A 12,160-nucleotide genomic window follows, 5' to 3' on the forward strand; every position below is an offset into this window, starting at 1 on the left:
TCCTCCGCCGGGAAGTTCATCCCGCCGCGCACATAGTTGCGAAAACCGTCGGCTCGCGGTTCCAGCGCCGCAAACGATTCCACATCGGTCATCTCCTGCGATGCATCGGTGCGCCCGGGCGCAAACGGCACATTCACATTGTGCCCCGCAAGCCGCGCCGCTTCCTCAACGCCGGCGCAACCACCGAGCACAATCAAATCCGCCAGCGAGATTTTTGCGCCGCCGTTGGCCGCACCGCTGTATTCCCGCTGAATGCTTTCCAGTTTCTGCAACACCTTGCCCAGTTGTTCGGGCCGGTTCACCTCCCAGTCCTTTTGCGGGGCCAGCCGAATCCGCGCGCCGTTGGCGCCGCCGCGCTTGTCAGAACCGCGGAAAGTCGCCGCCGACGCCCACGCGGTCGTCACCAGTTCGGAAACGCTCAGGCCCGACGCCAGCAGTTTTTTCTTCAATTCGGCGATTTCGCCGTCGCCCACCAGTTGGTGCTCAACAGCCGGAACCGGGTCCTGCCAAATCAGCGTTTCCTGCGGAATTTCCGGGCCGAGATAACGCGACACCGGCCCCATGTCGCGGTGCGTCAGTTTAAACCAGGCGCGCGCGAAGGCGTCGGCGAATTCCTCCGGGTTTTGATGATAGCGCCGCGAAATCGGCTCATAAATAGAGTCAAAGCGCAGCGACATGTCTGCCGTGGTCATGATCGGGCGGTGTTTTTTCGACGGGTCGTGCGCGTCCGGAATCATATCTTCCTCGCGCACATCCTTGGCCGTCCATTGCCACGCACCGGCGGGGCTTTTCACCAGTTCCCAGTCGTAGCCAAACAGCATGTTGAAGTAGCCGTTGTCCCACTGCGTCGGGTTCGGCTTCCATGCGCCTTCAATGCCGCTGGTGGTGGTGCTGGCGCCCTTGCCGGAACCGAAGCGGTTCATCCAGCCCAGTCCCATCTGCTCCAGCGGCGCGCCTTCCGGGTCCGCCTCCACCATGTCCGGGTCGCCGGCGCCGTGCGCCTTGCCGAAGGTGTGGCCGCCGGCCACCAGCGCCACGGTTTCTTCGTCGTTCATGGCCATGCGCGCAAAGGTCTCGCGCACATCCACCCCCGAAGCCACCGGGTCGGGTTCGCCGTTCGGCCCTTCGGGGTTCACATAAATCAACCCCATCTGCACCGCGCCCAGCGGGTTTTCAAGGTCGCGTTCACCGCTGTAACGGTTGTCGCCAAGCCATTCGTTTTCCGAACCCCAGTAGATTTCGTTCTCGGCTTCCCACACATCTTCGCGCCCGCCGGCAAAACCGAAGGTTTGAAAGCCCATGGATTCCAGCGCGCAATTGCCGGCCAGGACCATCAAGTCGCCCCACGAAATTTTGTTGCCATACTTGCGCTTGACGGGCCACAACAGCCGCCGCGCCTTGTCCAGGTTGCCGTTGTCGGGCCAACTGCTGACCGGCGCAAAACGCTGCCCGCCGGTGCCGGCGCCGCCGCGCCCGTCCCATGTCCGGTAAGTGCCCGCAGCGTGCCAGGCCATGCGGATAAACAAGCCGCCGTAATGGCCCCAGTCTGCCGGCCACCAATCCTGCGAATCGGTCATCAGCGCATACAGGTCTTTCTTGACGGCGGCAAAATCCAGTTTCTGGAATTCGTCGGCGTAGTTGAACTGCGCGCCCAGCGGGCTGGATTTTTCAGAATGAAGATGCAGGATATTAACATTCAGCCGGTTCGGCCACCAGTCGCTGTTGGACTGGATGTTGACTCTGGTGCGCGACCCGGGGCTGGTCGCAAACGGGCACTTTGGCTCGTTGAATTTGGCGGTATCATCCATTGGTTTTCTCCTCCGGTGTGAAAGTGAGTTATAAGAGTGGATAATGCAGATGACTATTAACCGAAACGCGCCATTTTACCAACGGGAAAAATCAATCAATCCGATAGCGCGGACAATGCTGATGGCTTGACCGGAATGCAGCGGGGCCGGTGAAAGCCTTGTGGCGCAGGGGTTCCAGGCCCGGGCGATGCCGAAAACGCTGAAACAGCCGGGGTGCGGCCCCGGCCCTGTCCCGGCGCGGCCAGGCAGGCAAGTCATCCGGCTGCCGGTTGGCCGCTTGCCGCCAGCAACGCTCGTGTGTGGGTGTTGTGCGCGCTGCCGTCGGCCAGTGCGCGGCGGTTCATCTGTTCCACCACGCGGCCCTTGTGCATGACCGCGAGGCGGTCGCACAGGTAATCAATCACCGCCAGGTCGTGGCTCACCGTCAGGCAGGTCAGGCCGCGTTCGGCGCGCAGGCGCGTCAGCAGGTTCAGCACTTCGGCTTGCACCGATGCGTCCAGCGCCGAGGTCGGTTCGTCCAGCAGCAGAATGTCCGGCTCCAGCATCAGCGCCCGCGCAATGGCCACGCGCTGGCGCTGCCCGCCGGACAGTTGATGCGGATAGCGAAAACGCAAACGCGCATCCAGCGCCACATCCTCCAGCGCGCGCAGCACGCGCCGCTCGCGCCCGCCGATGCGGTGGATCGCAAGCGGTTCCGACAGCGCCGCGTCCACCGTTCGCCGCGGGTGCAGCGACGCGGCCAGGTCCTGAAACACCATCTGCACGCGCCGCGCAAAGGCGCGGTCATGGCGCCCGCGCCAGTCTTCGCCGCCAATGCGGACAACGCCGCCGGCAACCGGCGCCAGATTGCAAATCGCGCGCAGCACGGTGGACTTGCCGCAGCCGGATTCCCCCACCAGCCCGAAGGATTCGCGCGCGCCGACGCGGAAGGAAACGCCGCGCACGGCGTGCACAACGCGCCCGCCGCGGCGCATGGAGACACGCAGATTTTCCACTTCTATGATGGGCGTGCTCATGGTATTATCTCAGCGAGAGTGGGCGGTATTCAACAATGCCAATGAGTAAATCTCACGAAGCAGAGTTGGTTTCATGTAATGCCGAACCGCCCGCTCTCACTTCACCTTCTCATCGCGCCCAGTCCGCGTCACGCGCCAGCGTTGGCAGCGGTTTGCGGTCGCCGCCAATCACCGGCAAACAATTCAGCAAGCCCCGCGTGTAGGGGTGGCGCGCGTCGTCAAGGCGCGCCGCGTGCAGTTCTTCCAGCACGCGCCCGCGGTGCATCACCAGCACGCGGTCGCAAAAGCGCGACACCAGCCGCAGGTCGTGCGAGATAAACACCAGCCCCATGCCGCGCTCGCGCACCAGGCCGTCGAGAATGCCGAGCACTTCCTTTTGCACGGTCACATCCAGCGCCGAGGTCGGCTCGTCGGCAATCAGCAGGTCGGGGTTGCCGGCCAGCATCATCGCAATCATCACGCGCTGCCCCATGCCGCCGGACAGTTCGTGCGGCCAGGCGTGAAACACGCGCCCGGCGTCGCGTATCTGCACCGCCTCCAGCATCGCCAGCGCGCGTTCGCGCGCGGCGCGCGCGCTTAAACGCTCGCCCGAACGCCCGCGCAAACGCAGGCCCTCGGTCAGTTGTTTGCCGACGCGCATCACCGGGTTCAGCGAGTATTTGGCGTCCTGCATCACCATCGCAATGCGCCGCCCGCGCAGCGCGCGCATTTGCCGCTCATTGGCGGCGAGCAGGTCGTGGCCGTCAAACAGTATGCGTTTGGCCGCCACCCGTCCGGGTGGGCGCACCAGTTTCAGAATGGCAAGGCCGGTCATCGTCTTGCCGCTGCCGGACTCGCCGACAATGCCAAGCCGCTCGCGCCCCAACGCAAATGAAACACCGCGCACCGCATCCACCGGCCCGGTCGCGGCGTCAAAGGTAACGCGCAGGTCGCGCACTTCCAGCAGGCTCATTGCGGCGTCTTGCGCTGGCCGGGCGGCGCGCTGCGCGGGCCTGGCGGTTTGCTGACTTCCAGCAACTTCATTGCGCCGCCCTGCGCGGATCAAGCAAATCGCGCTGGCCGTCGCCCAGCAGGTTGAAGCCGAGCGACACCAGAAAGATGGCAAGCCCCGGTATCGTCGCCACCCACCAGTACTCAAACAGAAACTTGCGCCCGGACGCAATCATCAGCCCCCATTCCGGCGTCGGCGGCTGCGCGCCGAGGCCGAGAAAGCCGAGGCCGGCGGCGGTCAGTATCACGCCGGCCATGTCGAGCGTCATCCGGATAACGGTTGTCGGCACGCACATCGGCGCAATGTGCGACAACAGAATGCGCGCCGCACCCGCGCCCTGCAAACGCGCCACCGCGATGTAGTCCGAATGGCGCACCGTCAGCGTGTCGGCGCGCGCGGCGCGTGCGTACGGCGGCCACGCCGTCAGCGCAATCGCCAGCACCGCGTTTTCAACGCCCGGCCCCAGCGCGGCGACAAACGCCAGCGCCAGTATCAGCCGCGGAAACGCGAGAAAGATGTCGGTGACACGCATCAGCACGGTGTCGGCCACGCCGCCGAAATAACCGGCGACGGCGCCGACGGCCAGGCCGAACAGCGGCGCGGTAAGCGCCACCAGCGCGACAATGTAAAAGGTGATGCGCGCGCCGTGCACCAGGCGGCTCCAGATGTCGCGCCCGAACTCGTCGGTGCCAAGCCAGTGCCCCGCCGTTCCCGGCGGCAGCAGCCGGTTGTGCAGCGCCTGCGCCAGCGGGTCGTGCGTCGCCAGCCATGGCGCGGCGGCGGCCATCAGCACCAGCGCGGCGACAATCAGCAGCCCGAACACGCTCAGCGGATTGCGCGACAACGCCAGCCACCCGCGCCACCATTCCCCAAGCCGCGCCTGCCGGCGCGATGCCGGGTTGGGGTCGAGCAGGTAGTCGCGCAGCGAGGGTTTCATCGGCGCGTTCATCGGCGCACCCTCGGGTCGGCGAGGCGGTAGAGTTTGTCCGACAGCAGGTTCAGGAAAATGAAAACGGCGCCGACGACTATCGTGCCGCCCATCACCGCGGCCAGGTCGGCGGAGAACAGCGCGTTGGTGATGTACAGCCCAAGCCCCGGCCACGCGAACACCGTTTCGGTCAGCACCGAACCTTCCAGCAGGTTGGCGTAAGTCAGCGCGATGACGGTAATCAGCGGCACCGCGGCGTTTCGCAGCGCGTGCACCCACACCACGCGCACTTCCGGCACGCCCTTGACGCGCGCGGTGGTGATGTATTCCTGCGACAACTGCTCCAGCATGAACGAGCGCGTCATGCGGCTGATGAACGCCAGCGAATAGTAGCCCAGCACCGACGCCGGCAGCGCGATGTGCGCCAGCGCGTTGGCAAAGATGTCCCACGCGCCGGCGAGCGCGGTGTCTATCAGTATCGCGCCGGTGGTCTGCGGCACTTCCAGTTCCAACTGCAACTGGTAGGCGGCGTCGAGCCGCCCCGGGCCGCCGACCCAGCCGAGGTGGCCGTAGAACACCAGCAGCCCCATCAGGCCGAGCCAGAACACCGGCATGGAATAGCCGACAAGTCCGGCGAAGCGCACGATGTGGTCGGCCAGGCCGCCCTGCCGCGACGCCGCCAGCACGCCCGCGGGAATGCCGAACAGCACGCCGATAAGCGTTGCGATGGTGGCCAGTTCCAGCGTGGCCGGGAACACGCGCGCGATGTCGGTCAGCACCGGGTTGGCGGTGAGCAGCGATGTGCCGAAGTCGCCGCTGAATGCGTCGCGCAGGTAAATCGCAAACTGCACCCAGACCGGTTCGTCCAGGCCCAGCGCGCGCCGCGCGGCTTCAATTTGTTCGGCGCTTGCGCGCTCGCCGAGGATGGCCAGCACCGGGTCCACCGGAATCACGCGGCCAATGATGAAGGTAACGGCCAGCAGGCCGATGAAGGTCGCGGCCAGCGTTGCCGCCAGCGCAATCAGGCGGCGCAATGCGCGTTTCACTTCGTCGTTTTCCAGTAGAACGCGGAATGAATGGCGCCGCCCGCCGAGAAGCCCTTGACGCCTACGCGCATTGCCGTCGGCTCAATCCGCTGAAACATCGGCACAAACGGCGCCACGCGCTGATGTATGCGCTGGCTTTCCTCATACAGCAGGCGGCGTTTTTCAATGTCTTGCTCAAACATCGCGGCGTCGGTTCTTGTGGAGACTTCCGTCGCGGGCCAGGCGTTGCGCCATGCCAGTATGCCGCTCAGCCGGGCGTCGTCGCGGTTGTCGGGGTTGCGCGCGAAAGTGTCGGCGTTGGTGTGCGGGTCGGCGTAGTCCGGCCCCCACGCGCCGAGATAAACCTGGTGTTTGCGCGCGCGGTATTCGCCGAGTATCTCCTTGCCGGTGGCGACGCGCAGGTGCGCGGTGATGCCGGCCTGCGCCAGCGTGTTCTGCAATGACTGGGCAATCTCCAGCCGCTCCTGCTCGTTGCGCACCGACAGCCGCACGCTGAACTCACCGACGCCGGCTTCTTTCAGCAGCGCGCGCGCCTTTGCGATGTTCAGCCGGTAGGGGCGTTCCTTCCAGTCGAGCGCGCCGATGAAACCGCCGGGCACGAAACCCTGGCGCACCTCGTAACTGTCGCGCAGGAAGGTGCTGACCATGCCGTCGTAATCCACCAGATACTTGAACGCCTGAATCACTTTCGGGTGGTTCAGCGGCGCGACTTTCTGGTTCAGCGACAGATAGATGATCAGGCCGCGCCCCTCGGAGACAACGCGCACTTGCGGGTGCGCGGCGACGCCGACGATGTCCAGCGTGCTTAACTTGCGGGCGATGTCCACATCGCCCCTTTCCAGCAGCAGGCGCTGCGCCGCCGGTTCGGCGATGTGGCGCACAAACACGCGCGCCAGCGGCGGCGCGCCGCGCCAGTGGTTGGGCGCGGCTTCCAGCAGGTAACTGTCGGCGGGTTTGTAAAGGCGCAGGTGGTAGGCGCCGGAGCCTGCGGTGTGCGTCTTGAGCCAGCCGTGGCCGAGGTCGCCGTCGCGCTCGTGCGCCAGCGCCTGCTTGCGGTCCACAACGGACGCGACCGCCGCCGTCAGGCAGTTGTAGAACAGCGACGGCGCGTAGGGTTTGTCGGTGATGAGGGTCAGTCGGTGTTCGCCGTCGGCGCGGATTTTGTCGGCGGCGTTGGCGGCGGTGAAGCCGAATTGTTTCAGGATGAAGGCCGGCGTCTTGTCGAGAAGGATTGCGCGGCGCAGCGACCACGCGGCATCGTGCGCGGTAACCGGGTTGCCGGAATGAAAGCGCGCGCCGTTGCGGATGCGGAAAGTGTAGGTAACGCCGTCGCCCGCCAGCGCCCACGATTCGGCCAGCCCCGGTTTCAGCGGGCCGAGGTCGTCGGGGTCGAGTTCTATCAGCGTGTCATAGACATTGTTGAGCAGGTCGTTGCCGGAAAACTCAAAACTCTCGGCGGGGTCGAGCGACACGATGTCATCCAGCTTGTCGGCAATAACCAGCGTGTCCGGCGGCGTGCCGGCGTGCGCTGCGGCGGCGCAGAACAATGCGACGGCAAGCGCCGCAAGCCGGGCACGGAATGTCATCGGCGCGATTACTCCGGCGGCAGTTGCAGTGAGAAGTCCACTGCGTGCAGGTGTTTGGTCAGTGCGCCGATTGAGATGTAGTCGGCGCCGGCGGCGGCGATGGCGGGGAGGCCGTCAAGGGTGATGTTGCCGGAGACTTCGGTTTCGGCGCGGCCATTGATGAGTTTGACCATGTCGCGGATGTTGGCGGGTGCGAAGTTGTCGAGCAGGATGATGTCGGCGCCCGCTTTCAGCGCTTCGCGCACTTCGTCCGCTGTTTCGGCTTCAACTTCAATGCGGCTGCTTGCATCTTGCGCGCGCGCGCGCTGCACGGCGTTGGCGATGGAGCCGCAGGCGCGGATGTGGTTGTCCTTGATCAGGATGCCGCCCGCGAGGTCAAGGCGGTGGTTGCGCCCGCCGCCGCAGACGACGGCGTATTTCTGCGCGAGGCGCAGGCCCGGCAGTGTCTTGCGCGTGTCGAGCACGATGGATTTCGCGCCGGCGATGCGCGCGACATGCCGGGCGGTGGCGGTGGCGGTGCCGGACAGCGTTTGCAGCAGGTTCAGCGCGCTGCGTTCGCCGCTGACAATGGCGGCGAGCGGGCCGCGCACGGCGCACACTGTATCGCCGGGGGCGATGCGTTCGCCGTCCTGCTTGCGCCACGCGACGCGGATGGCCGCGTTCACCTGGCGAAAGACTTCGTCCACCCAGAAACGGCCCGCGAGCACGGCGTTGTCGCGGCTGATGATGAGCGCCTCGCCGGTCGCGGCGGCGTCGAGCAGCGCGGCGCTGGGGTCGCCGCCGCCCAGGTCTTCGGCAATGGCCGCGCGCGCGTTGTCGGCAACGGCGCGGCGCAGCGGTTCGGGGCAGTGATTGGGGCGCAGTTTCATTGGTGTCGGCGAATTTCTTCAAGGCGTTGCGGGGTGCCGATGTCGGCCCACAGGCCGCGGTAATGTTCGCCGCTGATGCGGTTTTGTGCGATGCCCTGTTCCAGCAGCGGCGCGAGCGGCGCGGGGTTGGCGTTGTGTCCGTCCGGCAGTTCGCTGAACAGCGTGCGCCGGTAATAGCCGATGCCGCTGAATGTCAGCGGCGTGCCGTGTTCGCGGCACAGGCGCTGGCCGTTCAGCAGGAAGTCGCCGTGCGGGCGGTGCGGCGGGTTGTTCACCAGCACCAGGTGCGCGTGGTCGTCGCCGAGTTCGGGGCGCCGCACCGCGTAGTCGGTGAACACATCGGCGTTGATGACGAGGAACACATCGTCGTCGCCGTCGGCGAGGTGCGGCAGCGCGCGGACGATGCCGCCGCCGGTTTCCAGCACGCCGCCGGTTTCGTCCGAGTAGCGGATGTGCAGGCCGTAGCGCGCGCCGTCGCCGAGGCGCGAGCGTATCGCTTCGGCCAGGTGCGCGATGTTGATGACAACCTCGGCGACGCCCGCCGCGCGCAGGCGCGCAAGGTGGTGTTCAATCAGCGCCTTGCCGCCGACTTCCAGCAGCGCCTTCGGCGTGCGGTCGGTCAGCGGCCTCATGCGCTTGCCGCGCCCGGCGGCCAGTATCATCGCTTTCATGGTGTGCGCGGTGTTCGGTTTGATGGCTGCGGTGCGGCGTGGCCGCCCATCATCGTCTTCATCGTGTGCGCGGCGGCGGCAGTTGCGACATCAGGCGGCGCAGGCCGTTGAGTTCCGGGTAGCGTTCAAGGCTTTCGGTGATGTAGGCGAGGATGCGCGGGATGTCGTTCAGGTAGCCGCTTTTGCCGTCGCGGTGGTGCAGGCGGGCGAAGATGCCGATGGCTTTCAGGTGGCGCTGTATGCCCATCCAGTCGAACCATCTTGTGAAGGTGTCGGCGTCGGCGTTCGCCGGGCGGCGTTCAAGGTAATAGCGCATCCAGTCGCGCCGCCGCGCTTCGGGCCAGACGATGTAACAATCTTTCAGCAGCGACACGAGGTCGTAGGTTACCGGGCCGACAACGGCGTCCTGGTAGTCGAGGACGCCGAGGGTGATGTTTGCGTCTGCGCCCGCGTTTGCGCCTGCGTTTGCGTTTGTGCTTGCGCCGGCGTTTGTGTTTGCGCCGGTGTTTGCGCCGGCGCCGGCGCCCGCATCCAGCACCATCAAATTGCGCGAATGGTAATCGCGGTGCACAAAGACTTGCGGCTGCGCGCGCGCCGCCTGCGCCAGTTGTTCAAACTCGCGTCCGAAGGCGGCGTGTTGGCTTTCGGTCAGGCCGCATTGCAGGTGGGTGTCGCAGTACCAGTCGGTGAACAGGCACATCTCCTGCACCAGCAGCGAGTGGGTGTAATCGGGCAGGCCGCGGCTGTCGGCCTGCTGCACCTTGACCAGTTCGTTGATCGCGCGGCGGTAGAAGACATCGGCGTTGACGGTGGCGTTGGCGGGCGCGCTGCCGGGGCCATTGTCGGTGGCGTTGCCGAGAGCATTGCCGGTGGCATTGTCGCGTGACAGCGCTTTCAGGCCGGTGGTGTCGCCGAAGTCGTCCAGCAGCAGCCATCCGTTTGCATGGTCGGCGGCGTGGATGTGCGGCGCACGCACGCCGGCGTCTTCAAGTTTTTGCGTTACCCGCGTGAAGTCGCGGATGTCTTCCTTGTCCGGCGGCACATCGGCGGCCATCAGGCTGCGGTCTTGCAGCGCGACCCGGAAGTAGCGCCGGAAACTCGCATCGCCCGTCAGCGCGGCCATTGTGAAGCCGCTGCCGAGTGTTTGTTGCAGCCAGCCGCGCAGCAGTGCGTGTCGCTCGTCCATTGTGCCCAACGGTTGCCCGTCGGCATGTATGATAAATTGATTTGCGGGGTTCTGCACGGGACGGGAGAAATGGACAATATGAACAACGACAAACCGGCGCAAACGGCGGCGCAAAGGTGATGGACGCAATCAGCGGCGGTGAGCCGCGGATTTCCGGGCGGCAGGCGGGCACTTTGTGCGGCCTGTTTGCCGAGCGCGTGCGGCTGTCGGGCGATGCCGTCGCCTACCGGCAGTTTGACGCGCTCACCGGAACATGGCGGCACTACACCTGGCGCGACATGGCGGCGCTGGCGGCGTCGCGGCGGCGCGTGCTGGCGCGCGAGGCGCTGCAAGCGGGCGAGCGCGTCGCCGTCATGCTGCCGAACGGCGTGGACTGGGTGGCGTTCGACCAGGCGCTGCTCGGCATGAGACTGATCAGCGTGCCGGCGTTCAGCCACGACAGCGCCGAGAATGTCGGCTACATTCTGGCCAATTCCGGCGCCAAGGTGCTGGTGGCGGACCCGGTGCGTCTGGAGAGACTGCAATCCAAGCCGGAGATACTCGCGCCGCTGCAACGCATCATCGTAACCGGCGAACCGCGCCAGCCGCCGCCGCGCAACGCGGTGGCGGTGCCCGCCGCCGGTGAGTTCACGCCGGGAGGAGATGGCGATTTGGATGATGTCGGCGCCGCGCCGCCCGTGCCGGGCGATGTGGCGACGATTGTTTATACATCGGGCACGACCGGCCCGGCCAAGGGCGTTGTGCTGACGCACGGGAACCTGCTGGGCAATGTCGCCGCGACCAGCGACTTCGTTCACTACATCGGTTCGGACAATTTGTTTCTGTCGTTTCTGCCGCTGTCGCATACATTCGAGCGAACCGTCGGCTACTACCTGAGCATGATGATAGGCGCGCAAGTGGCGTATGCGCGTTCCATTCAGCAGTTGAAAGAGGATTTGCTGACGCTCAGGCCGACTGTGCTGGTTTCAGTGCCGAGGATTTACGAGCAGGTGTACAACCGTTTGCAGGCCGCGCTGGAAGAGCGTCCGGCGTATCTGCGGCGGGTGTTTGACGCCGCCGTCGCCGTCGGCTGGCGGCGTTCGGGTTCTTCGCCGCTGGCGCTGCTGTGCCGGTTGCTGTGGCCGCTGTTTGATGCGCTGGTCGCGCGCGATTTCCGGCGCAATCTTGGCGGGCGTCTGCGTTACGCGCTGAGCGGCGGCGCCGCGCTGCCGCCTGACATCGGGCGCACGCTGACGGCGCTCGGCGTGCCGGTTTACCAGGGTTACGGCCTGACCGAGACCGGGCCGGTGGTTTCGGTCAATTGGCCCGGCGGCCCCGCCGACAGCATCGGCGTGCCGATTGACGGCGTTGAGGTTCGCATCGGCGACAACAACGAACTGCTGACGCGCAGCCGCTATGTGATGCGCGAATACTGGGGCAACCCGGAGGCGACCGCGCACGCGCTGGACGGGGAAGGCTGGATGCACACCGGCGACCAGGCGCGCATGGACGAGGACGGGCGTCTTTACATCATCGGCAGGCTGAAGGAGATCATCGTGATGGCAAACGGCGAGAAGGCGCCGCCCGCCGACATGGAACACGCGCTGCTGGCCGACGCCTGGTTCGCGCAGGCGATGGTGCACGGCGAGGGCCGCCCTTTTCTGGTCGCGCTGCTGGTGCTGGCGGACGAGGTGATTGAGCGTTATCCGCAAGACACCGAGGGCCTGGAGGCCGAGGCGATGAAGCGCGTTCGCGCGAGATTGTCGGGTTCGGCGTCTTATGCGCGCGTGCGCCGCGTGGTTTTGCTGCGCGAACCGTGGACGGTGGACAACGGCTTGCTGACGCCGACATTGAAACTGAAACGGCACCGCATTGCGGAGTGTTATGCGGAGGAGATTGAGGGGGCATATCGTGGTTATTGAGGCAGGCGCGGGGGCGTGGAATAATCAATGCGGGAAGGCGGCGCATGTTATACTCCGCCCTCGCCGTTGAACACGGGCCGGGGTCTTCCGCCATGAAAGCCGTTTTGCATACTTTTGTTCATACCATATACCCCCCCCCCCCCCCCCTGCTGACATAA

10 protein-coding genes are annotated in these 12,160 nt (G+C 65.8%); 1 reads left to right on the forward strand and 9 read right to left on the reverse strand.

The window, feature by feature from the left end:
- From katG to OXU50_00825, 9 genes are all read right to left on the reverse strand, one after another.
- On the reverse strand, positions 1-1,808 hold a 1,808-nt coding region (gene katG / locus OXU50_00785; GenBank protein ID MDD9868426.1), incomplete at its 3' end, for a catalase/peroxidase HPI.
- Between the two features lie 254 nt (positions 1,809-2,062).
- Positions 2,063-2,782 (reverse strand): ABC transporter ATP-binding protein, encoded by a 720-nt coding sequence (locus tag OXU50_00790; protein ID MDD9868427.1) that lies wholly within the window; start codon positions 2,780-2,782, stop codon positions 2,063-2,065.
- Positions 2,783-2,933: 151 nt separating this feature from the next.
- Complete coding sequence (locus tag OXU50_00795; protein MDD9868428.1) at positions 2,934-3,776, reverse strand: ABC transporter ATP-binding protein; 843 nt, start codon at positions 3,774-3,776, stop codon at positions 2,934-2,936.
- A 67-nt stretch (positions 3,777-3,843) separates the two neighbouring features.
- A complete protein-coding gene (locus tag OXU50_00800; protein MDD9868429.1) occupies positions 3,844-4,764 on the reverse strand; it encodes an ABC transporter permease in 921 nt (306 codons plus the stop codon).
- Positions 4,761-5,789, reverse strand: a complete 1,029-nt coding sequence (locus OXU50_00805) for an ABC transporter permease (protein ID MDD9868430.1) — start codon at positions 5,787-5,789, stop codon at positions 4,761-4,763. The genes OXU50_00800 and OXU50_00805 overlap by 4 nt, the downstream gene beginning before the upstream one ends.
- A complete protein-coding gene (locus OXU50_00810) occupies positions 5,786-7,375 on the reverse strand; it encodes an ABC transporter substrate-binding protein (protein ID MDD9868431.1) in 1,590 nt (529 codons plus the stop codon). The genes OXU50_00805 and OXU50_00810 overlap by 4 nt, the downstream gene beginning before the upstream one ends.
- Positions 7,376-7,383: 8 nt before the next feature.
- On the reverse strand, positions 7,384-8,244 hold the full coding sequence (gene nadC / locus OXU50_00815) for a carboxylating nicotinate-nucleotide diphosphorylase (protein MDD9868432.1): 861 nt from the start codon (positions 8,242-8,244) through the stop codon (positions 7,384-7,386).
- Positions 8,241-8,915: a nucleotidyltransferase family protein gene (locus OXU50_00820; protein MDD9868433.1), complete on the reverse strand. Its 675-nt coding sequence runs from the start codon at positions 8,913-8,915 to the stop codon at positions 8,241-8,243. Before OXU50_00820 ends, nadC begins: the two co-directional genes overlap by 4 nt.
- A gap of 58 nt (positions 8,916-8,973) precedes the next feature.
- Positions 8,974-10,101, reverse strand: a complete 1,128-nt coding sequence (locus OXU50_00825; GenBank protein ID MDD9868434.1) for a phosphotransferase — start codon at positions 10,099-10,101, stop codon at positions 8,974-8,976.
- Between the two features lie 119 nt (positions 10,102-10,220).
- On the opposite strand from OXU50_00825, the gene OXU50_00830 reads away from it, so the two are divergent.
- Positions 10,221-12,002 carry a long-chain fatty acid--CoA ligase gene (locus OXU50_00830; protein ID MDD9868435.1) on the forward strand — a complete coding sequence of 594 codons (1,782 nt, stop codon included), beginning with the start codon at positions 10,221-10,223 and terminating at the stop codon, positions 12,000-12,002.
- Positions 12,003-12,160: the final 158 nt, after the last annotated feature.

It is taken from the genome of Gammaproteobacteria bacterium, assembly GCA_028817225.1.
In the GTDB taxonomy this organism is placed as follows: domain Bacteria; phylum Pseudomonadota; class Gammaproteobacteria; order Poriferisulfidales; family Oxydemutatoraceae; genus Oxydemutator.